This window comes from Acidovorax sp. BL-A-41-H1, assembly GCF_051942715.1.
In genome coordinates this window covers 1482596-1504928 of the sequence record NZ_JBPVJQ010000006.1, presented here as the reverse complement: position 1 = coordinate 1504928, position 22333 = coordinate 1482596, and the positions used below count along the sequence as shown (strand labels likewise).

Annotated in this window: 21 protein-coding genes; 11 read left to right on the top strand and 10 right to left on the bottom strand. The window is 67.0% G+C overall.

Annotated elements, in window-relative coordinates; translation table 11 throughout:
- Window positions 1-3: 3 nt before the first annotated feature.
- The 3 genes from ACTPOI_RS20200 to ACTPOI_RS20190 all read left to right on the top strand — a co-directional run bounded on the left by ACTPOI_RS20200 (window position 4) and on the right by ACTPOI_RS20190 (window position 5460).
- Window positions 4-570, top strand: coding sequence for a methylated-DNA--[protein]-cysteine S-methyltransferase (locus ACTPOI_RS20200; RefSeq protein WP_440112052.1), 567 nt, complete (start codon window positions 4-6; stop codon window positions 568-570).
- Window positions 567-1493: a DMT family transporter gene (locus ACTPOI_RS20195; protein ID WP_440112050.1), complete on the top strand. Its 927-nt coding sequence runs from the start codon at window positions 567-569 to the stop codon at window positions 1491-1493. Before ACTPOI_RS20200 ends, ACTPOI_RS20195 begins: the two co-directional genes overlap by 4 nt.
- Window positions 1494-1620: 127 nt before the next feature.
- Window positions 1621-5460, top strand: a complete 3840-nt coding sequence (locus tag ACTPOI_RS20190) for a sensor domain-containing protein (protein WP_440112047.1) — start codon at window positions 1621-1623, stop codon at window positions 5458-5460.
- A 475-nt stretch (window positions 5461-5935) separates the two neighbouring features.
- Here the strand turns inward: ACTPOI_RS20190 and ACTPOI_RS20185 are convergent, their stop codons facing one another.
- On the bottom strand, window positions 5936-6271 hold the full coding sequence (locus tag ACTPOI_RS20185; protein WP_440112044.1) for an HPF/RaiA family ribosome-associated protein: 336 nt from the start codon (window positions 6269-6271) through the stop codon (window positions 5936-5938).
- A gap of 210 nt (window positions 6272-6481) precedes the next feature.
- On the opposite strand from ACTPOI_RS20185, the gene ACTPOI_RS20180 reads away from it, so the two are divergent.
- Complete coding sequence (locus ACTPOI_RS20180; protein WP_440112041.1) at window positions 6482-6664, top strand: hypothetical protein; 183 nt, start codon at window positions 6482-6484, stop codon at window positions 6662-6664.
- Window positions 6665-6720: 56 nt separating this feature from the next.
- Complete coding sequence (locus ACTPOI_RS20175; RefSeq protein ID WP_440112039.1) at window positions 6721-7122, top strand: TerB family tellurite resistance protein; 402 nt, start codon at window positions 6721-6723, stop codon at window positions 7120-7122.
- A 38-nt stretch (window positions 7123-7160) separates the two neighbouring features.
- On the opposite strand, the gene ACTPOI_RS20170 is transcribed toward ACTPOI_RS20175, so the two are convergent.
- A complete protein-coding gene (locus tag ACTPOI_RS20170; protein WP_440112037.1) occupies window positions 7161-8045 on the bottom strand; it encodes a LysR family transcriptional regulator in 885 nt (294 codons plus the stop codon).
- Window positions 8046-8175: 130 nt separating this feature from the next.
- Between ACTPOI_RS20170 and ACTPOI_RS20165 the strand changes: the two genes are divergently transcribed.
- A complete protein-coding gene (locus ACTPOI_RS20165) occupies window positions 8176-8574 on the top strand; it encodes a hypothetical protein (protein WP_440112035.1) in 399 nt (132 codons plus the stop codon).
- Between the two features lie 86 nt (window positions 8575-8660).
- On the opposite strand, the gene ACTPOI_RS20160 is transcribed toward ACTPOI_RS20165, so the two are convergent.
- Window positions 8661-10571 (bottom strand): propionate--CoA ligase, encoded by a 1911-nt coding sequence (locus tag ACTPOI_RS20160; RefSeq protein WP_440112033.1) that lies wholly within the window; start codon window positions 10569-10571, stop codon window positions 8661-8663.
- Between the two features lie 164 nt (window positions 10572-10735).
- Here ACTPOI_RS20160 and ACTPOI_RS20155 point away from each other — a divergent pair, with 164 nt between their 5' ends.
- From ACTPOI_RS20155 to ACTPOI_RS20145, 3 genes are read left to right on the top strand one after another with little or no spacing between them, the layout of a single operon-like run.
- Window positions 10736-11722, top strand: a complete 987-nt coding sequence (locus ACTPOI_RS20155; protein ID WP_440112030.1) for a chromate resistance protein ChrB domain-containing protein — start codon at window positions 10736-10738, stop codon at window positions 11720-11722.
- A gap of 31 nt (window positions 11723-11753) precedes the next feature.
- Window positions 11754-13121 carry a chromate efflux transporter gene (gene chrA, locus ACTPOI_RS20150; protein ID WP_440112028.1) on the top strand — a complete coding sequence of 456 codons (1368 nt, stop codon included), beginning with the start codon at window positions 11754-11756 and terminating at the stop codon, window positions 13119-13121.
- Window positions 13122-13152: 31 nt separating this feature from the next.
- Window positions 13153-14064 (top strand): Fe-Mn family superoxide dismutase, encoded by a 912-nt coding sequence (locus ACTPOI_RS20145; protein ID WP_440112026.1) that lies wholly within the window; start codon window positions 13153-13155, stop codon window positions 14062-14064.
- Window positions 14065-14244: 180 nt separating this feature from the next.
- Here the strand turns inward: ACTPOI_RS20145 and ACTPOI_RS20140 are convergent, their stop codons facing one another.
- From ACTPOI_RS20140 to ACTPOI_RS20125, 4 genes are all read right to left on the bottom strand, one after another.
- Window positions 14245-14847, bottom strand: a complete 603-nt coding sequence (locus tag ACTPOI_RS20140) for an isochorismatase family protein (RefSeq protein ID WP_291517164.1) — start codon at window positions 14845-14847, stop codon at window positions 14245-14247.
- 102 nt (window positions 14848-14949) lie between these two features.
- Window positions 14950-15879 (bottom strand): ribose-phosphate diphosphokinase, encoded by a 930-nt coding sequence (locus ACTPOI_RS20135; protein WP_440112024.1) that lies wholly within the window; start codon window positions 15877-15879, stop codon window positions 14950-14952.
- 45 nt (window positions 15880-15924) lie between these two features.
- Complete coding sequence (locus tag ACTPOI_RS20130) at window positions 15925-17454, bottom strand: thymidine phosphorylase family protein (protein WP_440112709.1); 1530 nt, start codon at window positions 17452-17454, stop codon at window positions 15925-15927.
- A 239-nt stretch (window positions 17455-17693) separates the two neighbouring features.
- Window positions 17694-18794, bottom strand: a complete 1101-nt coding sequence (locus tag ACTPOI_RS20125; RefSeq protein WP_440112707.1) for a PQQ-dependent sugar dehydrogenase — start codon at window positions 18792-18794, stop codon at window positions 17694-17696.
- Between the two features lie 225 nt (window positions 18795-19019).
- On the opposite strand from ACTPOI_RS20125, the gene ACTPOI_RS20120 reads away from it, so the two are divergent.
- A complete protein-coding gene (locus ACTPOI_RS20120; RefSeq protein WP_440112021.1) occupies window positions 19020-19568 on the top strand; it encodes a C40 family peptidase in 549 nt (182 codons plus the stop codon).
- A 71-nt stretch (window positions 19569-19639) separates the two neighbouring features.
- Here ACTPOI_RS20120 and ACTPOI_RS20115 read toward each other — a convergent pair whose 3' ends face one another.
- On the bottom strand, window positions 19640-19963 hold the full coding sequence (locus ACTPOI_RS20115; RefSeq protein ID WP_440112019.1) for a hypothetical protein: 324 nt from the start codon (window positions 19961-19963) through the stop codon (window positions 19640-19642).
- Window positions 19964-20275: 312 nt separating this feature from the next.
- Between ACTPOI_RS20115 and ACTPOI_RS20110 the strand changes: the two genes are divergently transcribed.
- Window positions 20276-20527, top strand: a complete 252-nt coding sequence (locus ACTPOI_RS20110; RefSeq protein WP_440112017.1) for a GlsB/YeaQ/YmgE family stress response membrane protein — start codon at window positions 20276-20278, stop codon at window positions 20525-20527.
- A gap of 27 nt (window positions 20528-20554) precedes the next feature.
- On the opposite strand, the gene ACTPOI_RS20105 is transcribed toward ACTPOI_RS20110, so the two are convergent.
- Both ACTPOI_RS20105 and ACTPOI_RS20100 read right to left on the bottom strand, forming a co-directional pair.
- Window positions 20555-21571, bottom strand: a complete 1017-nt coding sequence (locus ACTPOI_RS20105; protein ID WP_440112015.1) for a Bug family tripartite tricarboxylate transporter substrate binding protein — start codon at window positions 21569-21571, stop codon at window positions 20555-20557.
- 86 nt (window positions 21572-21657) lie between these two features.
- The gene (locus ACTPOI_RS20100) at window positions 21658-22134 is read right to left on the bottom strand and encodes a DUF3237 domain-containing protein (protein WP_440112012.1); all 477 of its coding nucleotides are present in this window, start codon (window positions 22132-22134) and stop codon (window positions 21658-21660) included.
- Window positions 22135-22333 lie beyond the last annotated feature (199 nt).

The window sequence follows — 22333 nt, the reverse complement described above, 5'->3', positions numbered from 1 at the left end:
AACATGCCCTATTCACCCTCTACCGTGCAGATGCGCATCCACACCCGCCTGGGCCCGGTGCGCCTGGCGGCATCGCCTCTGGGCCTCGCCGGCCTGTGGTTTGAAGGCCAGCGCCACGAGCCGCTGCACCACCTGGAAGGCCCGCTGGCCTGGGCCGAGGCCGCGGATCACCCGCTGCTGATGCAGGCAGCACAGCAGCTCGGCGCCTACCTTGCCGGCACGCGCACCGCCTTCGACCTGCCTCTGGACCTGTCAAGCGGCACTGCGTTTCAGCAAGAGGTGTGGCGCGCCCTTCTGGCCGTGGGGCGGGGCACCACCACCAGCTATGGCGCGCTGGGCCGCGAACTAGCCCGGCCGTTGGCCATGCGCGCAGTGGGCGCTGCCGTGGGCCGCAACCCGCTGAGCATCGTGGTGCCGTGCCACCGGGTGATTGGCGCGGGCGGTGCGCTCACCGGCTACGCCGGCGGGCTGGACCGCAAGACCGCGCTGCTGGCGCTGGAAGGTGCATGGCCAGCGCCTGGGGTGAGTCACGGTGCGGCCAGCGCCTTGGCCGCACGGGCGTACCCATGACCGGCTCTCAAGCAAAGCCCGTGTCTGGCTGGATCGGCGAGTTCGTGTTGCTCGCGGCCCTGTGGGGCGCATCGTTTCTGTTCATGCGGCTGGGGGCGTCGGAGTTTGGCCCCTTGCCCACCGCGGGGCTGCGCGTGGCGCTGGCCACCGTGTTCCTGTGGCCCATCATGCTGCGCCAGGGCCACCTCGGTGCGTTCCGGCAGCACTGGCGCCCCATCATGCTGGCGGGCGTCATCAACTCGGCCATCCCTTTTGCGCTATTTGCATGGGCGGTGATGCACATTGCCACCGGTCTCACCTCCATCCTCAACGCCACGGTGCCGCTGTTCGGCGCGCTGATTGCCTGGATGTGGCTGGGCGACCGCATCACGCGGCTGCGCTGGGCGGGCCTGGCGCTGGGCTTTGCCGGTGTGGCCTTGCTGGCATGGCGGGCGCCTGCGGGCACCGGTTTCAAGACCGACAGCGCAATGTGGGCGATCGGTGCGTGCCTGCTGGCGTCGTGTTTTTACGGTTTGTCGGCCAGCTTTACACGCCGGTACCTCACCGGGGTGCCGCCGCTGGCCAACGCGGCGGGCAGCCAGCTGGGGGCCGCGCTGGGCCTGGCGCTGCCCACCCTGTGGCTCTGGCCCGCCCAGATGCCCGGCCTGCGCGCCTGGGCCGCCATTGCTGCCATAGCCGTGCTGTGCACCGGCATTGCCTACATCCTGTATTTCAGGCTCATACAGCACGCCGGGCCCAGCCGGGCGCTGGCCGTCACCTTCATCACGCCGGTGTTTGCGGTGCTGTACGGCGTGCTGTTCCTGGGGGAGCGGGTGACGCTGTGGATGCTGGGCTGCGCCGTGGTCATCGTGTGCGGCACCTTGCTGTCAACGGGGCTTATCAGCACGATACGGCCTGTTGCAACCCGTCGGGAGCAGCCATAATTTGGTTACATGCTATCTCCATCGGTTGGCCGTGATCTGACATCTGTATCGCAGCGCGCGGATTGGCCCACGCACACGCCGGCCGGCTGCCGCACACGGCCGCTCCCGCCACAGCACAGGGCTGCCCATGGGTAACAACACCCTGGTTGCGGGCACCGTCCTGATGCTGCTGCTGCTCGTGCTGGAGTGGCTGCCTCCCGCCGAGTCGCTGCATCCCTCGCGCCGCACCATCTGGCTGCTGGGGATCATGGGTGGTCTTGTGTCGGTGGCGTCGTTCACGGCGCTGCAGTGGAACGCGCCCGAGCTGCGCGTGCTGGCCTACCCGACCGTGGTGGCGTTCATGGGGCTGTACTTTGGGGCACTGGCGGCCGGGATCACGGCTGTCATGGCACTGATGGCAGTAGCCTTCGTTGCGCCCGAAGCCACGCCGGCCGCCGCCGCAGTGCTGGGCAGCACCGGACTGCTGGCGCTGGGCTGGCGGGCGGCAGCCCAGCGCATGCAAGTGCCCTGGGCCCCCTGGCTGGCTCTGGGCGGGCTGGTCGTCAGCCTGCCGGTCATGGTGGCGGGGCTCCTTTTGCTCACCGGCAATCCGTCGGGCGGCATGGGCCCGTGGGGCATCGCAATGCCCTGGCACCACGGCGCGGGCGTGCTGATGCTGGGCATCGGGCGCCTTCTGCTCGGCGGCAAGGCGCGCGCCGAGCTGGCCCGTACCAGCACCCAGCAGGCGCTGGCCCAGCGCGAACAGCAACTGCAGCTCGCCATGGACTCGCTGGGCGGCGGACACTGGGAATGGGATGTGGCCGAACGGCGCTTTTACTGCCACGGGGCGTTCTACGAGTCATTCGGCATCACGGCCGCAGACGCCGACGACCCCGACCTGTGGCAACGCTGGTATGCACGCCGCCACCCGGCGGATGCACAGCGCAACGCCCAGGGGCTGTCACGCGCCATGGACGGTCTGGTGGAAACCTACGAAGCCGATTTCCGCGTGATGAACCTGCACGGCCAGTGGCGCTGGCTGATGTCGCGTGGCACCGTGGCCCGGCGTGACGCCCAGGGCCGCCCCTTGAGACTGGTGGGCATGGACGTGGACATCACGGCCCACCGCGAGGTCGAAGACGCGCTGCGCTCCTCGGAGGCCAAGTACACCACCTTCTACCAGACGCTTCCCGATCCGGCGGGTATCTCGCGTATCTCGGACGGGCGCTACATGGACGTCAACCCCGCGCTGTGCGACCTGATAGGCCTGCCCCGCGAGCAGATCGTGGGCCGTACGTCGTCAGAGCTGCGCATCTGGGCCTCGGACAAGGAGCGCAGCCGCTTGCTGGAGACCTTCCTGCGCGATGGCAAAGTGGACCGGCTGCCCATGGTGGCGCAGAGCAAGGGCCAGCGTGTCCCGGGGCTGATGTCGGCCCGCTCGGTGATGATTGACGGCGAAAACTGCTTTGTCTTCGTGTTTCACGACATGACCGAGTCGCACCGCAGTGCCGAGGATCTGCGCGCCCTCAACAGCCTGCTGCAGCAGGCCGGACGGCTTGCGCGCCTGGGCGCCTGGGAAGACGAGCGCGGCAAGGGCCTGGTGTACTGGTCGGACGTGTGCTTTGACATCCACGGCCTGCCGCACGGCTCGCCGCTGCCAAACGACTATATCGACCGCCATGTGGCGCCAGCGTATCGCGAGGCTCTGCGCGAGAATCTGCGGTGCAGCATCCTGAACCGTACAGACTGGAGCATGGAAATGGAGGTGCAGCGCGCCGACGGGCGACTGCTGTGGGTGCGCGCGCGCGGCGAGCCTGTGGTCGAAAACGGCCGCGTCACCCGGGTACGCGGTGTGATGCAGGACATCGACGAGGCCAAGCGCGCCGAGCAGCGGCTGAGACTGTCGGAAGAGCGCTTTTCGCGCATCTTCCAGCTCATGCCCTTCCCCATGGGGCTGTCCCACCGCGACACCGGCCGGTATGTGGACATCAACCCGGCGTGGGTGGAAATGCTGGGAATACCGCGGGAAGAAGCCATCGGGCACACGGCCGTCGAGTTGGGCCTGTTCAGTGCCGAGGATCGCCAGCGCCTGGTCCAGGGCGCCGAGCGCAGCGGGCCGCCGGGCAGCGTGGAAGTACAGCTCAACGTGCAGGGCGGCCCGCCGCGCACGGTGCTGCAGTCGATGCGGTCCACAGAGTTTGACGGCGCGCCGTGCTGGCTTTTTTCGGTACACGACATCACCGACCGCAAACGCAACGAAGAGCAGGTGCGTGAACGCGAGGAGCTGCTGTCGCTCACGCTTTCGGCGGCATCACTGGGCCTGTGGGACTGGGACCTGCGCTCGGGCACCGTCACGGGCGACGGCCGCTGGCGCGCCATGCGCAACCTGCCCGACACAGCCGGGGCAGCGCCCGCCATTGCGTGGAACCATGGGCTCGCGCCTGACGACGCCGAGCGCATCGAAAGCGAGCTGGCTCGCCACCAGGATGAGCCCGCCACACCGTTTGACGCCACCTGGCGCGTGGACCAGGATGACGGCCATGCTGTGCGCTGGGTGCGCAACCTGGGCAAGATCGTCGGCTTTGATGCGGACGGGACCCCGCGCCGCATGCTGGGCGTGGCCATCGACGTGACCCCCCAGCGCGAGCAGGAGGTGCTGCTGCAGCGCCTGGCCCTGTACGACGCGCTCACGGGCCTGCCCAACCGCGTGCTGCTGGCGCGCAAGCTGCAGGAGGGCATGCAGCACGCCCGCAAGACAGGTTCGCAGCTGGGCGTGGCCTACCTCGACCTCGACGGGTTCAAACCGGTCAACGACCGCCTGGGCCACGGCGCGGGCGACCGCCTGCTGGTGGTGGTGGCCGGGCGGCTGAAGAGCGCGCTGCGTAGCGTGGACTGTGTGGCGCGGCTCGGCGGCGACGAGTTCGTCATCCTGATGCCCGACCTGCGCTCCCCGGAGGACTGCGAGAGCATGCTCCGCCGCGTGATGGAAAGCATCTCGGTGTTCTACCCGCTCGATGGCGAGCGGGTGGTGGTCACGGCCAGCATTGGCTACACCATTTTCCCCACCGACGATGCGGATGCCGACGCCCTGCTGCGCCATGCTGACCAGGCCATGTACGCCGCCAAGCAGGCCGGGCGCAACCGCTACCACCAGTTCGACGCTGCCCAGGAGCGCGCCCTGCAGCGCCTGCGCGAGCAAAACCGGTATCTGCGCGACGCCCTGGCCGATGCCCAGTTCACGCTGTTCCTGCAGCCCAAGGTCGAGATGCGCACCGGCGCCGTGGTGGGGGCCGAAGCGCTGTCGCGGTGGATGCACCCCGAGCGCGGGCTGGTGGCACCAGGAGAGTTCCTGCCGCTGCTGGAAGGCACCGAGCTGGAAATCGGCTTTGGCGAATGGGTGCTGGAAACCGCGCTCGACACGCTGGAGCGCCTGCAGCGCCACGGCACCCCGCTGCCCCTGAGCATCAACATCGCTGCACAACACCTGCAGCGGCCCGGCTTTGCGCAATGGGTCGCACGCAGTCTGGCGCGCCGCCCTCACGTACCGGCCAGCCTGCTCGAGATCGAGATCACCGAAAGCGCGGCGCTGTACGACCTGATGTCGGTGGCGGACACCTTGACGGCGCTGCGCGCACTCGGGGTCACCGTGTCGCTGGACGACTTCGGCACCGGGTATTCGTCGCTCACGTACCTGCGGCGGCTGCCCATGGACACCCTCAAGATCGACCAGAGCTTTGTGCACGGAATGATGGGCGACCCCGGCGACCTGGCCATCGTGCAGGGCGTGATCGGCCTGTCGCGCTCATTTGGCTACCGGGTGATCGCCGAAGGCGTGGAAACCGTGGAGCAGGGTCAGATGCTGCTGCAGCTCGGCTGCATGCACGCACAGGGCTACTGCATCGCCCGGCCCATGCCGCTGGAAGATTTCATGCGGTGGGCAGATGGCTGGGAGCCACCCGCGAGCTGGCAGCGCTCACGGCCTGTGTGAAAGATCGGCGTCGACCAGGCGTGTGTGATTCGGCTGGGCTCGGAGCAGTGACAGATGGCAGCAGTTGCCTCTTGCGTCTGCCGTAGCGTTTGCAAGCCCTCGTCGCCGTACCGTCGCCCACCACTGGGCCACGTACCACGCGCGAAGGCGATGCCCGGCTCCCGATTGAGCATTGGATCAGCCTGTAGCGCCCGATAAACATACAGCCATTGCTATTTAATGAATAGCATTTGCAGGCTGTAGTGGCTCGGTCCGCAGCCTCAACGCTGCCGCAACCTTGTCGCTCCCCAAAGGCCACCCTGGCTTCGCAGCAGGGCGACCCCCACCTGCACCGGCCCATTCGCCAGCGCCTGCGCACTTGCGTCGTCTGCAGCAAGTGCCCAATGCCCTTGCCGCGCCGTGCGCACACGCCCGCACTTCCTGGACACGGGCCCGCCGTCAGCGGGCCGTCGCGCCGCATCGCCCAGACAGCGGATCATTGCAGCAGGCTGGCCGAGCGCGGCACCTTGGCCGGTGCGGCGCGCTTGATCTTGCGAAATATGGTGCGCACGGCCCGTGCAAGCGCCTCATCCAGCGCAGTGCGCCAGTCCTTGGCCACAGACGACACCACCACCAGGCCACGCCCTTCCGTTTTCACTTCAAGCTGGCAGCGCTTGTCGCGCCCGCCGCGCGGGCCATTCAGGTCCGACAGCTGAATCTCCGCGCGTGGCACTTGCCAGCCCAGACGGCGAAACACAAACCGCACCCGGCGCTCGACCTGGTCGCGCATTTGGGAGCCTTCTGGATCGCGTGTTCGGAAAAGCACTTGCATGACATGTCTCCTGGTTGAAAGGAGCCTCAACACTAGGGCCCGTGCCACGTAGGAACCAGCAGGTTTTTCGGAAGCCCGACATCGCCGCTGGCTGAGTGGACGATTGCATTGGTTTTCTCTACGTGAAGCTGCGGCTCAGCAAGGTTTTTCCGAAACGTCGGTAGCCCTAGATTGCAGTGTCTGCAACACCACTGCCAAAGGAACACCACCATGAGAATCCGCCCTACTCTCGCCGCATTGCTTTTGGGCAAACTGCGCCAGATCCTCGACGAGGTCCGTGACTTCCTGGCCGCCCCGGCCCGGTCTGCCCGCCAGCCTGTGCTGATCCCCATCAAGGCCGAACGTCGCCTGCGCCCCGGCCACCCGCCCGGCCGCTATCGCCACTACGACTGAGGCTTCAGCCCTGCCCTCACGCCATTCCCCCACCCGATTTCGCACAGGAAGATTTCATGCGCAACTACACCCCCAACAGTCCCGAAGCCGCCGCCCGCATCGTCGCGCTGGTCCTGATTTCGGACGGCAATGTGTGCCGCTCGGAAATCGACACGCTCCGCCAGCTGGAGGTGGAAGAGGAGCTGGGCTTGGCGCCCGGTGCGTTTGCCCGGGTGGTCAAGGACTTGTGCGAGGACCTGCTGATGGGCGCACACAGCACCCGCTGCATGACGGCGCACCTGGATGAGCCGATGCTGGCATCCCTGATGGGTTCCATCACGGAGCATGGATTGCGCGAGAAGGTGCTGCACCTGGCGGGTGCCGCGGCCCGGGCCGACCACCACCTGGCAGATGCCGAAACGCGGGTGATGAACGTCGCCTGGAACCGCTGGTCACCAGAACTGGCCGCCGCGATGTGATGTTGGAGCCGTTCGGCCCCGGTGGCAGTCAATCCCGGTCAGGGATTCTCGCTGGCCGCAATGATTTGCTTGACCAGCGGGTGGTGCAGCCCCCGGCGCGAGCGGATGGCGTGGATCTCTTCGCGCACATCCTCGCACTGCCCCAGCAGGCGCAGGCCGCGCATCTGCCCCACATCGCCCGCCCCGAGCTGGCTGACCGGAAACACGCCCATGCCCCGCGCGGCAAACACGGCCAGCAAGGCGCTGTCTTCAAACTCGCCAACGATGCGCGGACGAATGCCCTTGGTGTCAAACCAGTGGTCGAGTGCGATGCGCAGCGCCGAGTGCCCAGTGGGCAGCAGTACCGGCAGGTTGGTCAGCGACTGCGGAAAGCCTTCGCGTTGCGCCTTGCCCACCAGCTTGGCGGGCCCGTACCAGTGCACACCCGAGTCCACCAGCCGCTCGCTGGTCAGCCGCAGGTTGGGGTTGCGCGGCGCGGGCTGCCCGGCCAGCACGATGTCGAGCTGGTGCAGTGCCAGCTCGGCCAGCAGCTGCTCAAATTCGCCTTCGTGGCACACCAGCCGCAGGTCCGGCGTTTCCAGCACAGGCGCCAGCAATGCATGCGCAGCCAGCTTGGAGATGCCATCGGACAAACCCACAGACAACTGCGCCACGCGGCCGGTAGCGGCCTCGCGCACTTCATCGGGCAGCGACTGGCCGAGCGTGAAAATTTCCTCGGCCCGCGCAAACGCGGCCTGCCCGGCCGATGTGGGCGCCACCCCGCGGCCCGCGGGCTTGAGCAGCTGGTGGCCCAGCTGCTTTTCCAGTTCGCGCACCTGGGCGCTGATGGTCTGCACCGCCATGTCCAGACGCTCGGCAGCGCGTGCAAAACCGCCCTCCTTGATGACGACCCAGAAGTAATACAGATGGCGGTAGTTCAGCATATGGAATTCGCTTCGGGAAAACCGCATCTTAGTTGCGATTGACACTGGTTTATCCAACGCCCGTGGCTGCGCAGACTATGCGCTCTGCGAAACGCTTTCCGATCTGACTTCAACAACAAGGAATCTCTGCATGCTTTACATCGCCAACTGGACCCTCGTTACCGTGCTGGTGGGGCTGTGGTCGCTAGCCGCCTGGGCGTTTCACGGGTTGGTGGTCTGGGCCGTAACCAAGGCCCCGGCGCTCTCCGGCCCTGCGGCGGATCTGTCGTCCATACCGGTGCCTGCATGGCTGCTGCAGTTCTTGCCGATCGAGGCCATCCAGAGCCTGATCGTTGGCCTGACCGAGACCTGGACCTGGGTGACCGGTTTTCTGCAGGCAGCCCCTTCCGTGGCCTCCGGCGTGACCTTTGTCACATGGACCGTATGGGGCCTGGGTGCTGCGACGCTGGTGGCCGTGGGCGTAGCGGTGCACGTAGGCCTCTCGCTGTGGGGCCGCCGCAGCGTCGGCAGTGCCAAGCTGTCGGGCTAAGAATATCGGCCTGCAACGGTACTGCCGAGGCAGGCCGGTGGTACGCACCGGCCGTGAACAGACCCGATGTCTGTGCTGGCGAGCCTTTAGCCCACCAGGTCCTTCACCTGCTGCAGCGCAGCCGGGTCTTCCATGGTGGTCAGGTCGCCCGGGTCGCGCCGCTCGGCCACTGCCTGTAGTGCGCGGCGCAGCAGCTTGCCGCTGCGCGTCTTGGGCAGCACGGTCACGAAGTGCACGCGGGATGGCCGGGCCACGGCGCCCAGCTGGTTGTCCACCTGTTTCATCACCTCGCCTTCGAGCTTGAGGCGCGCAGCATCGTCGGTGAGGCCCGAGGCATCCCGGGCCACGGCGAACGCCATTGCCACCTGGCCCTTGAGGCTGTCGGCCACACCCACCACGGCCACTTCGGCAATGTTGGGGTGCGAGGCGATGCTCTCCTCGATCTCGCGCGTGCCCAGCCGGTGCCCGGCCACGTTGATCACGTCGTCGGTGCGGCCCAGGATGAAGTGGTAGCCATCGGCATCGCGGATGCCCCAGTCGAAGGTGCTGTAGATCAGGCGGCCCGGAATGCTCTTCCAGTAGGTGTTCACAAAACGGGCGTCGTCGCGCCACACGGTCTGCATGCAGCCCGGGGGCAGCGGGCCTTCGATGGCGACCACGCCCTTCTGGTTGGCGCCGGTCAGCTCCTCGCCGGTGGACTCGTCAATCAGCTTCACGGCGTACCCATACATGGCCTTGCCCGGGCTGCCAAAACGGGTGGACTGCTGCTCGACGCCGTTGGCCAGCGTGAGGATGGGCCAGCCGGTTTCGGTCTGCCAGTAGTTGTCGATGATGGGCACCTGCAGGGCGCTGCTGATCCACTGCGCTGTGGGTTCGTCCAGCGGCTCGCCGGCCAGCCACAGGGCCTTCAGGCTGCTGACGTTGTACTTGCTCAGATAGGCCGGGTCCTGCTTCTTGAGCACGCGCACCGCGGTGGGGGCCGAGAACATGTGCGTGACCTTGTACTTCTCGACAATGCTCCACCACACGCCCGCGTCGGGCCGCGTGGGCAGGCCTTCGTACATGATCGTTGCCATGCCGGCAATCAGCGGGCCATAGACGATGTAGCTGTGGCCCACCACCCACCCGATGTCGCTGGTCGCGAAGAACGTCTGACCCGCCTCGGCATCAAAGATGTGCTTCATGCTGGCAGCCAGCGCCACGGTGTAGCCGCCGGTGTCGCGCTGCACGCCCTTGGGCTTGCCGGTGGTGCCGCTGGTGTACAGCGTGTAGCTGGGGTGCGTGGATTCCACCCACTCGCAGGGCACCACGGCGTTGATGTGCTGCGCACGCAGGGCCGCCCAGTCGTGGTCGCGGCCGGGCTGCAGGTGCATGGGGGCCAGCCCGCGGTTGACCATCAGCACCGCCTGCGGCTTGTGTTTTGACAAAGCAATCGCTTCGTCCAGCAGCGGCTTGTAGGGCACCACCTTGCCGCCGCGCGAACCCGCGTCGGCGCTGACCACGGCCACGGGTTCGGCATCTTCAATGCGCGACGCCAACGAGCCCGCGGCAAAGCCGCCAAACACCACCGAATGCAGCGCACCGATGCGCACACAGGCCAGCATGGCAAACGCGGCCTCGGCAATCATCGGCATGTAGATGAGAACGCGGTCGCCCTTCTTGACGCCCATGGCCAGCAGTGATGCCGCCATGCGCTGTACCTCGATGTGCAGCTCGGCAAAGCTGTAGGCGCGCTCGGTCTCGGTTTCGGTGGAGATGGCGATCAGCGCCGTCTGCCCTGCCCGGCTGACGAGGTGGCGATCTACCGCGTTGTGGCACAGGTTGGTGGTGCCGCCCACAAACCATTTGGCAAAGGGTGGGTTGCTGTAGTCGCACACCTGGGTGGGCGGGGTCTTCCAGTCGACCAGTTGCGCCTGCTCGCTCCAGAAACTGTCGCGTTGATCGATGGACTGGCGGTAGAAATCGGCGTACTGGCTCATCGGGGGTCTCCTCTGCATCTCACTCGTCTGCCTGATGGCAGTTCTGCATTCATAATTATTCATAACGGGCTTTCGACAAACTGACGTGCAGTGGTGCGCGACGTGCGCCCGGCTCGCCCGCGACACATCCACGTCAGCCATTTGAAATATATGCGTCATTTATCAACGCATATACTTCAATCATGTGGTCGATACTCATCATGGCGCTGCCTACCCAACCCAATGCGGTGCGACTGCGCGTGTGGCGCACGCTCAAGGGGCTGGGCTGTGGTGCGCTGCGTGACGGGGCTTACGCCCTGCCGCTGGAGCACACGTCAGCCCTGACCGAGGTCGCCACCGAGGTCCGCGCCCACGGCGGTACAGCGATGGTCCTCACGCTACAGGCCAACGACGATGCCCAGCGGGCCGACATCGAAGCCCTGTTTGACCGCACCGACGCTTTCAGGCAATGGCAAGAAGGCGCCACTGGCCTGCAGGCCGAGCTACCCGCACTGGGAGAAACCGAAGCCCGCCGGCGCTTTCGCAGCGTGTCCGATGCCCTGCAGGCCGTGCGACGCATCGACTACTACCCCACTGCTGCCTCCAGCCAGGCAGAAGAAACGCTGGCGCAATTGCGCCGTGCCCTGGACGGCCTTTTCTCGCACGGCGAGCCCGGTGCGGCCCCCGCGTCGGTCCATGGCATCCCACTGCTGGATCGCAGCGCGTACCAGAACCGCCAGTGGGCTACACGCGCCCGCCCCTGGGTGGACCGCCTGGCCAGCGCCTGGCTGATCCGCCGGTTCATCGACGCAGGCGCCCGCTTTGTGTGGCTGGCCGCCGCGCCCGCATCACCGTCCACCGAATTCGTGGGATTTGATTACGACGGCGCGCCGTTTACCCATGTGGGGCCGCTGGTCACGTTTGAGGTTCTGATGGCCAGCTTTGGCCTGGGTGACGACGCTCGCCTGCAGCACCTGGCGCGCATGGTGCGCTACCTGGACGCCGGTGGTATCCCGGTGCCCGAAGCCGCCGGCCTGGAGGCCGTGCTGGCCGGGCTGCGCGAATTGAACACCGACGATGACCCTTTGGTGCAGGCGGCGATGACGGTGCTGGATGCGCTCTACGCCGCGCCACTGCCATCGGCTGGCACCGCCGCCCCCGCCGCGCGCCCTGCCGCCGCCCGATCCTGACTTGCCCCCTGTTCCCGACTCGCCCCCACCCATGCCACCCGACACCACACCCATCCCCGCACAGGCATCGCCTTCCCCCCTCAGCTTTCGCGAGGCCTTCTGTTTCTGGCTCAAGCTCGGGTTCATCAGCTTTGGTGGCCCGGCCGGGCAGATCGCGATCATGCACGCCGAGCTGGTCGAGCGGCGCCGCTGGATCAGCGAAAAGCGGTTTCTTCACGCGCTCAACTACTGCATGCTGCTGCCTGGCCCCGAGGCCCAGCAACTGGCCACCTATATTGGATGGCTCATGCACCGCACCTGGGGAGGCATCGTGGCCGGGGGGCTGTTCGTGCTGCCGTCGCTGTTCATTCTGGTGGGGCTGTCGTGGGTGTACCTGCGATTTGGCGACGTGCCGGTGGTGGCCGGTATCTTCTACGGCATCAAGCCGGCGGTGACGGCGCTGGTGCTGCATGCCGCCCACCGCATTGGCACGCGGGCCCTCAAGAACGGCTGGATGTGGGGGATTGCCGGGCTGTCGTTCGTGGCGATCTTCGCGTTCGACACGCCCTTTCCGGCCATCGTGCTGGCGGCTGGGCTCATCGGCTACCTTGGCGCCCGGCGATGGCCTGCCGTGTTTGCACTGGGCGGGGGCCATGCATCCGCACACGCTGGCTATGGCCCGGCGCTGATTGATGACGACACGCCCACACCAGACCACGCCCGGTTTTCGCGCCGCCACCTGGCGAAGGTGCTGGCCACGGGTTTGGCACTTTGGCTGGCAGCCATGGGCCTGCTGGTGGCCACCCAGGGCTGGGAAGGCACGCTCACCCAGATGGGCTGGTTCTTTACCAAGGCCGCGCTGGTCACATTTGGCGGCGCCTACGCGGTGCTGCCGTACGTGTACCAGGGCGCGGTGGAGCAGTACCAGTGGCTCAGCGGTCCGCAGATGATCGACGGGCTGGCACTGGGCGAGACCACGCCCGGGCCGCTGATCATGGTGGTGGCCTTCGTCGGCTTTGTGGGTGGCTGGCTGCAGCAGGTGTGGGGACCCGACGCGCTGTTTGCGGGCGCCGCAGCAGCCGCCGCAGTGGTCACGTTTGTCACCTTTTTGCCTTCGTTCATCTTCATCCTGGCGGGCGGGCCCGCCGTGGAAGCCACACACGGCAAGCTGGGCTTTACCGCGCCGCTCAGCGCCATCACGGCCGCCGTGGTCGGCGTGATCCTGAACCTGGCGCTGTTCTTCGCCTACCACCTGCTGTGGCCCCAGGGTTTTGCAGGCCGGTTTGATGCGATCTCGGCCGTGATTGCCGTGGCGGCTGGCGTGGCACTGTTCCGCTACAAGGTAGGCGTGCTGACACTGCTGGGCGGCTGCGCGCTGGTGGGGCTGACCGTCACGTTCCTGCGGCCCGTGCTGGGTTGATGTTTCCCTTACCCAATACCAAAGGCTTTCCATGCAGCTACGCACAACCCCTTTGCCATTTGACCCGGCCAGCATTTCAGGGCTTTCGGAACGGCTGCTAGAAAGCCACCACGCCAACAACTATGGCGGGGCCGTGAAAAGGCTCAACGCCATCCGCGCCGACCTGGCCGCCCTGCCCTTTGCCAGTGCGCCTGGCTACACCATCAATGGCCTCAAGCGCGAGGAACTCATCGCTACCAATTCGGTGCTGCTGCACGAGCTGTACTTTGCATGCCTGGGCGGCGACGTTAACGCCGAGCCGCCACCCGCCATGGCGCTTGCGCTGGCGGCCAGCTTTGGCAGCGTGGAGTGCTGGCGTGAAGAATTTGTGGCCATGGGCCGGGCGCTGGGCGGCGGCTCGGGCTGGGTGCTGCTGGTGTTCCAGCCGCACGATGGCACGCTGGTGAACCAGTGGGCCGCCGACCACACCCAGGCTGTGGCAGGGGGCGTGCCCATTGCAGCGCTGGACATGTACGAGCACGCCTACCACCTCGACTTTGGCGCCGCGGCGGGGCGTTATGTGGACGCGTTCATGGCGCAGCTGAACTGGCCCGCCATCCATCGCCGCTACCAGCGCGCAGTGACTGCCGCCACGGGCGACATTGGCGCATCGCCCCAAGATGCCCAGCAGGCCGCGCACATCATCGACGTGCGCCGTGCCGGAGCCTATGCCGCGGCCGTCCATGTCCTCCCGGGCGCACGCTGGGAGGACCCGACGCGCGTTGACGCATGGGCCGACACCCTGCCCGCCAATCAAACCACCGTGGTGTATTGCGTTCACGGGCACGAGGTCAGCCGTGCGGTAGCGCTGCGGCTGCACGCGTCCGGGCGGCCCGTGCGCTTTCTGGAAGGCGGTATTGAGGCATGGGCAGCAGCGGGCATGCCGCTGGCGTCACGGCCCTGAAGACCCACCTGCCCTGCGGCCAGCGCCGCGCTGCCAGGGCCTACAAGGCCAGGCGAGAAGCGCGCAGGCCAAGCACCCAACGCGTGCCTTTTGCTATACATTTGATAGCTATACAGCCAATTGATGTAAGCGCTTCAGCCCTAAAACGCTCAAAAAGTCCAAAAAAGCCCGATTTTCAGGTCACTTGATCAGCCCGAGCACATCCTTGAAGGCCGGGTGCTCGCAGCTGCCCAGCCATTCAAACGCCACCATCTCGGTCGTCACCAGTTCGGCACCGGCACCGGCCAGCCGGTCAAACGCGGCATCGCGGTTGCGCTCGGTGCGCGAGCCGCAGGCGTCCGTCACCACCCACACCTCGAACTCGTCCTCGATCAGGTCCAGTGCCGTTTGCAGCAGGCACACATGGGCCTCGCAGCCCGCGATCACGATGGTTCCGCGCTCGGATGCCTGGGCCGCTGGCTTTTGCAGGTGCTTGGGCAGGCTGCGGGCGTTGCCACCCTGCGGCTTGGCTGGCGGGCGCAGCCATTCACCCAGGCCTTCTTCGGCGGCGCTGAAATGCATCTTGGCCAGGGTCTTCTGGCACAGGGCGCGCAGCGCGGCGTCGTTGGCGCCCAGGCGCGAAGGGTTCTGCTCGGTGCCCCACACGGGTACATCGAGCATGCGGGCGATCTCGGCCAGACGGCGGGCGTTGGCCAGCACGGCGGGGCCCTCGAAGATGGCGGGCATCAGGCGCTCCTGGTAATCGACCAGGACGAGTTGGGATTCGGTGACGTCAAGCAACATGGTGTGTGGGCGGTTGGGTCGCGCCGGGGGCGACGGGTCTTGTGGGGGCGGTAGCGTGGGGCACGCCTGAGCGAACGTGGATTGTCGCAGCCCCTCAGCTGGTCATCCTGCCGTTTGGAGCACACCCCGTACCGCCTCGCCCAGGACGGCGGCCATGGGCACGGCGTTGCTGGCGTGCGGGATGCAGTCGGTACTCCAGACCTCGCCCACGCCCGCGTCGTGCAGCGACTGCAACGCGTCGCCCGCAAACAGGGCGTGCGTCACCGCCACATCGACGGACGCCGCACCGGCCTCCCGCAGCAGCTGCGCGGCCAGGGCCAGCGTGCGGCCGGTGCTGGCCATGTCGTCCAGCAGCACCACGGCGCGGCCGCGGGCGTCGAGCGCAGGCAGCTCGATGGTCACGTCCCTATCGCCGCGGCGCACCTTGGTGCACACGGCGTGGTCAAAGCCGTGCCGCGCGGCGGCCTGTGCGATCCACTGGGCCGATTCGCCGTCGGGCCCCACCAGCAGGGCACCCGGGCGGCGCTTGGCAATCAGGTCGGCGAGTGGCTGGGCACCGCTGAGCACCACGGCCTGCGGCACGGGCACGGCCTGCTGTAGCGTGGCCACCCTGTGCAGGTGCGGGTCGACCGTGACCACAGCATCGAACAGGCTGGCCAGAAAGCCGCCCACCACATGCTGGCTGACCACCTGGCCCGGCTCAAACGCCATGTCTTGCCGCATGTAGGCGAGGTAGGGCGCCACCAGCGTGAGGTGGCGCGCGCCCAGCCCGCGCGCCGTGCGGGCGGCCAGCAGCAGCTCCACCAGCTTCTCGTTGGGCTGGTGCAGGCTGCGCAGCAGCACCACACGGGCCGGCAGTGCACCCTGCGCGTCCAGCGGCAGGCGCAGCCGCAGCTCGCCGTCGGGGAACCGGTGGCGTTCGATGGCGTGGGCGGGCAGGCCCGCGGCGTGCGCCAGCCGCAGGGCGGCGGCTTCCTCGTCTGCGAAGTACAGCAGCGAGGCGTTGTCAGGCATGGGCGTGGCGGGGGTCATGCTGGTGTGTGTGTCTCGGTGCGAGTGCCGACGGCCCATCGCCGTTCAGAATTCAACGAACACACTGGGCACGTCGGCCGCAGTGCCAATGGTGTAGCCGGTATCGCGCAGGCAGGCCTGCCGTGCAAACTCCAGGTCGGCCGGGTAGCTGGCATGCACGCGGTACAGCACCTGCCCGGCGGACACCGTAGCGCCCAGCTTGCACAGCACATCCACCCCCGCGCCCAGCACCTTGGGGGCGCCTGCCAGCCGGGCCACGCGGGCGATCTGGTAGTTGTCGATGCCAGCCACCACGCCTGCGGCGGGTGCCACCACATCCAGCGTGAGCGCGCCCAGCGCCGGGTGGTTGTGGTCAAACCCCTTGCTGCCCTGCGCAGCAATGATGGCGTTCATGCGGGCGAGGGCCCGGCCCGAATCGAGAATGTCGCGCGCAATCGCGTAGCCATCGCCACCACGCACGTCCGGGTCGCACTCAATCAGGCGGCCAGCCAGCCGTAGCGACTTCTGGCGCAGGTCGTCGGGCGCGCGCGGGTCGTTTTGCAGCACCCGCATCACGTCGCGCGCCTCCAGCACCGGGCCCACGCCGTTGCCCACCGGCTGGCGGCCATCGGTAATGACCACATCCAGCGACAGCCCCATGCGCCGCGCCACGTATTCAAACAGCCGGCGCAGCCGCTGAGCCTCCGGCATCGACCGCACCTTGGCCGTGGGGCCGATGGGAATGTCGAGCACCAGGTGCGTGGCCCCAGCCGCCACCTTTTTTGACAGGATGGACGCCACCATCTGCCCGGCCGAGTCGATCGACAGTGGTCGCTCCACCGAGATCAGCACATCATCCGCCGGCGACAAGTTAGCCGTGCCGCCCCAGGCCAGGCAGCCGCGGTGCTCGCGCACGATGTCGCCCAGCTGGTCAAACGGCAGCTCCACATGCGCCAGGACCTCCATGGTGTCGGCCGTTCCGGCGGGCGAGGTAATGGCGCGCGACGATGTCTTGGGGCACAGCATGCCGTGTGCGGCCACGATGGGCACCACCAGCATGGTGGTGCGGTTGCCCGGTATGCCGCCGATGCAGTGCTTGTCGACCACCAGCGGCTCGTGCCAGTCCAGCCGCCGACCGGTGGCCACCATGGCATCGGTCAGAAAGAACACCTCCTCGCGGTCGAGCTCGTTGCGGTGGCAGGCCACCACGAAGGCGGTCAGCTCGATCTTGGAATAGCGGTGGTCGGCAATGTCGCGCACGATGGCGCCAAAATCCTCACGCGTCAGCCGCTCGCTGGCCAGCTTGCGAAACAGCGCCCCCATCGACTCTGGCGGCTCGGCCTGCGCCACCGACACAGTGTGGCCGCTTGCCACCCCCAGCTGGGCAAATGCGTCTTCCGACAGGCCCAGCTCATTGCAGCCCACGATGGCGAGGTCATCCACCACGTTCAGCGTGGCCAGGATGCGCCGGCCGTTGGCACGCACCTCGATCTTGGAAAGCGCCTGGAACCCCTCGGCCCGGTACACCGCACAGTCGCGGTGCAGGTAGGCCACGTTCTCGCGCCAGGTGTCGATCGCCACCCGACGCACGGCCAGGGCCGAATGCGGCTCGGGGCTGGCAGGCGCCGGGTTGGCGAGGGATGACAGCGCCGGGGTGAGGGTGAGGTCAGCAGGCATGGATGAAGACTACATCCAAACAGGGCCCGGCTTGCGGGGCAACCGGGCCAGTACAGCTAGTCCGGCTTGCCTTTGCCGGGCTACTTTGACTTGCGTCAAGCCGGCGGGTAACGCCGCTTTTGGCGGCCCGCCATTGCGGCGGCTTCGGCCCTGTTTTTTCAGTTACCCGGCTGCAACCGCAGCAACTTGCCGTCACGGCTGTCGGTCAGTAGGTAGATGAATCCGTCCGGCCCCTGCCGCACATCGCGGATGCGCCCGCCGTTGCCTTCCAGCAATTTCTGCTCGCGCACGACCTTGCCGGCATTCAGCTCCAGCCGGTGCAGGGTGCCAAACTTGAGCGATCCCACCAGCAGGCTGCCCTGCCAGGCGCTGCCGTAGCGGTCGCTGGTGACGAATGCCATGCCTGAGGGTGCAATCGACGGCACCCAGTAGTGCAGCGGCTGCTCCATGCCCGCTTTGGCGGTGCCCTCCCCCATCTTTCCGCCGCCGTAGTTCTCGCCGTAGGTGATCACGGGCCAGCCGTAGTTGCGGCCTGGCTGCGGCACGTTGATCTCGTCGCCGCCCTGCGGGCCGTGCTCGTGCATCCACAGCTTGCCGTCCGGTCCTAGCGTCGCGCCCTGCGGGTTGCGGTGGCCGTGGCTCCAAATTTCGGGGAGCGCCCCGGCCTGTTTTGCATAGGGGTTGTCGGCCACTGGTGCGCCGTCGGGCGTGATGCGCACGATCTTGCCGTGGTGGTTGTCGAGCTTTTGGGCGTCGTCCTTGCGGTGGTAGCGCTCGCCCAGGGTCAGCCACAGGTTGCCGTCGGCCGACTGGACGATGCGGCAGCCGAAGTGCAGGGAACTCTCCACCTTGGGCCGTTGGCTGAAGATGACCTGCACGTCCTGCAGGCTGCGCGCATCTGCCGACAGCGTGGCGCGGGCCAGCGCAGTGCTGCTACCCGACGCGCCTGCGCCAGCAGGTTCGGAAAAGCAGAAGAAGATGCGCCGGTTGGTCTCAAACCGGGCGTCCGTCATCACATCCAGCAGACCGCCCTGCCCCCCCGCCGCCACGCGCGGCACTCCTGCCACCGGGGCACTCACCTTGCCAGCGGCATCCACCACGCGCAGGCCGCCCGGCCGCTCGGTGACCAGAAACTGGCCTCCCGGCAAAAAAGCCACTGCCCACGGGTTGGCAAGGCCGGCGGCTACCGTCTGGAGCGAAACGCCGGCGGGCGCAACCTGCGCTGCGGCAGGCCCGCTGCCGACCGCAAGCGCCAGCATGAGCGCGCTGACATGGGTGGCAGGCCATGCTGCCGAACGTGAACTCAGTGGCATCGGTGGGTCTTCCTCTGCAAAGCGGTGGTACATGGTGGGCGGCCCGATGCCGCAGCACCCGGCCATCATCGGGGCTGCGGCAGCGGTGCTCACAGGCTACGTTTTGATACCAGTCAACCGGGTCGCCCATTCTGAAGGGACCCACGGCTGAGCGTGATACCCTTCGCCCCCATGTCTAAATGGTTATGTGCCCTCCTACTGGCCTGCTCCTGTGCAGCCCAGGCTGCCCCCCAGGCAGCACCGCCGGACGAAATGGACCGCCTGCTGGCCGACAAGGGCCTGCTCAGCCGCCTCGAAGGCGTGAGCCAAGCGGTGGCAGACCGCACTACCGGTCTGGTCGTCAATGCCATGGGTTTCCTGGGCGTGCCCTACAAGCGCGGCGGCAATAGCGCCGAAACCGGCTTTGACTGCAGCGGCTTCGTGCGTGCGATCTACGAACAGACTGTCGGCCTCCTGCTTCCACGCCGTGCAGACCAGCAGGCCGCCGCCACGGAGGTCATCGACCGCAAGGATCTGCAGCCGGGCGACCTGGTGTTCTTCAACACCATGCGCCGCAACTTCAGCCACGTCGGGATCTATGTGGGCGACGGGAAGTTCATCCATTCGCCCCGCAGCGGCGCACAGGTGCGCGTGGAGGACATGGCCACCGCCTACTGGGCCAAGCGCTTCAACGGCGCACGGCGCGTCGGTACCGATGTGGACGTCCCCGCAGCGAGGTAGGCTCGCCCTCCCTGCAAATCCAGGCCGCCTTCGGGGCGGCTTTTTTGTGCCCGGCGGATGCTATGAGGGGTTCAGGGCTTGATGACATAGGTCGTCTCGGTGCCCCGCACGGGTTCGCCCACGATGTTGACCGGGCGGGCGTCGGGGTTGCGCAGCATGGCACCGGCTGCGTCCATGTCGGCCTTGTAACGTGCTCGGGCTGTGGACTCGCAGCCCTTGCGCTCCGCCGCCATGGCGCGGCACTCCTCAAGGCTCACCTTGAGCCCGCCTCCCGCCTCGCGGATGGCGGTCTGATAGCGCTGTTGCGGCGTGGTATCCGGCCTGGCGCCGCGTTCCAGGGATGCCTCGTCGCCCTGCGCAAACGCCGGCAGCGCTGTGACAAGGGATGCAAGCACAACAGCAACCCACCACTGTCGCGGAGTACGTCCGGAGCGGCGGGACAGATCCAGGTGATTCACGAGAGGCCCTTTCAATGGTCAGGCGGCCGCCAATGCGACAACCTGTGGCCCTCAATGTACCGGTCTGCCCTGCGCATGCGGGCAGGCTGGCGCCCCGCGGCCCTGTCAGAGAAATGCGATGGGTTCCCGGCCACGCCTCACCGCTGCGGGACGCACGGACTGCCCCTTGTCCGACATGGCCCCCCCACCCGCGCTTCGTAGAGTGGGCTGGACACGACCATTCATATCGTCAAAACGAGGTAAACAAACATGCTGTCCCTGAGCGGAACCCTGCTGGTTGGGCTGTTGGTGGGGGTTCTCGCCAGGGTACTGAAACCTGGCGCAGACACCCTGGGCTGGGTGATGATGGGCCTGCTGGGGATTACCGGTGCCTTCCTGGCCACGTACCTCGGACTGGCGACGGGCTGGTACGACCCAGGGGAGGCCAGTGGGTGGATCGCCAGCGCGGCGGGGGCCATGCTGCTGGCCGGCATGTTCAGCCTGATCACAAACAAGGGCTGAACGATGCCCCGGGTCGCGGATGGGTTGTCAGTCCGCCTTGAACCCGGTTGCCGCCACCGCCTTGCCCCAGGTGACTGTGTCAGCCGCGATGATGCGCCCAAAGTCAGCCGCGCTGGTGCCTGTCACCTTGAACCCCGCCTCTTCCAGCTTTGCCTTGCCATCGGGCGACTGCACCGCCCTCATGATGTCGGCACTGAGTTTGGCCACGATGGGTGCAGGCGTGTTGGCTGGCGCAACGATGCCGAACCACGACGAAAACTCCAGATTGGCGTAACCCTGCTCCTTGATGGTGGGTACCTCGGGCAGTGCATTGGTGCGGGTGGCGCCGGTGGTGCCCAGGGCCAGCAGCTTGCCGGACTTCACCTGCGGAGCGGCCAGCCCGACGCTGGCGAAGACGCCCTGCACATCTCCGCTGAACAAACCACCCAGGGCGTCCGCGGTGCTCCGGTAGTGCACGGGTTCGGGTTTGAGCTTGACGGCATCTCCAAACATAAAGGCACCAAAGTGCCCGGGCGTGCCCGCGCCAAAGGTGGCCAGGAACAGGCCCTTTTGTTGCTGGGTCCAGCTGACGAAGTCCTTGACGTTGCGCGAAGGCACCTTTTGCGGGTTGATGAGCAGGGCGAAGTCTGACGTGACCACCTGGCTCACCGGCACAAAGTCCTTGGCCGGGTCGTACGGAAGCTTGTTGTAGCTGCTCGGGGCAATGCTCAGCTGGCCTGTTTCGCCCAGCATGAGGGTGTAGCCGTCGGCCGTTGCGCGCGCCGCCTCGCCGGCAGCGATCAGGCCGCCAGCGCCGGGCTTGTTGTCCACGATCACGCCCTGGTTGCCCCAGCCCTCAGACAGTTTTTGTGCCAGCAGCCGCGCCACGATGTCGGGCCCCGTGCCGGCTGCAAAGCCCACGATGATGCGCACGGGTTTGGACGGGTACGCAGCGGCACCGGTTGGGGTTTGTGCGTTAGCGCCTGCGAAGGGAATGGTGAGGGTGGCGGCAATGGCCGCAGCCAGCAATGCCCGGCGGCCGCGAGGGGAGGAAGCTTGGTTCATGGTTGTCTCCGTGTGATTTTTATGGGGATGGATGGAAAAGGTGCTGCCTGAACACAGGCTCTGGGGACTCGGGCAAGGCAGGGCCATCAGGCCAGCTCAAAAAACCGCATCGCTACGGCGTCGGGATAGCGGGCGCCCGAGCCTACGAACATGCGCTCGGCGATCCAGCCCAGGCTGGCAGAGGCTGTCTCGAAGCTGGGCGAGCATCGGAAATAGATCTGCGCCGGGTCCACAGGCTCGCCGCGCACAAGCCGTGCAATCAGCTCCGGCGGGCCGGACCGTACTGCCCGGTTCTGCACGTAGATGAAATCGCCGCCATCGGTTTCAAGCACATAACGGGCATCCAGCTCCGAGAGCCGGTCACTCACGATGAGCTGAAAGTCTGCGCCGCCGGGCAGCACGCGGGCGCTCCAGCCGTTGCCTGCTGCGGTGCCGCCGGTGATGGGTATCAGCCGCCGCAGGCCATGCACCGTGTGGCCCACCTCTTGCGGTGGCCCGACCTGTACACGCAGGTCGGCAAAGAAGCGGAGCCCGGGTTCGGGCAGGGATGACAGGTCGGGCATGGCGAAATGCGTTGAAAAATAGTTATGAAACTAGCGTAAATCCGGTTGTCTCCGGGGCCTGTCATCCCAGAGGATGACAAGTCCATGAGAATCATTTCGGAGTACGCCCACAAGCTCGCAGCGCCCGCACTCGCCATGGCTGCGTGGTGCGCCTCGCGGGGCGTCCCGATCCACTGCGGCTTGATGTGGGGCCGTCCGC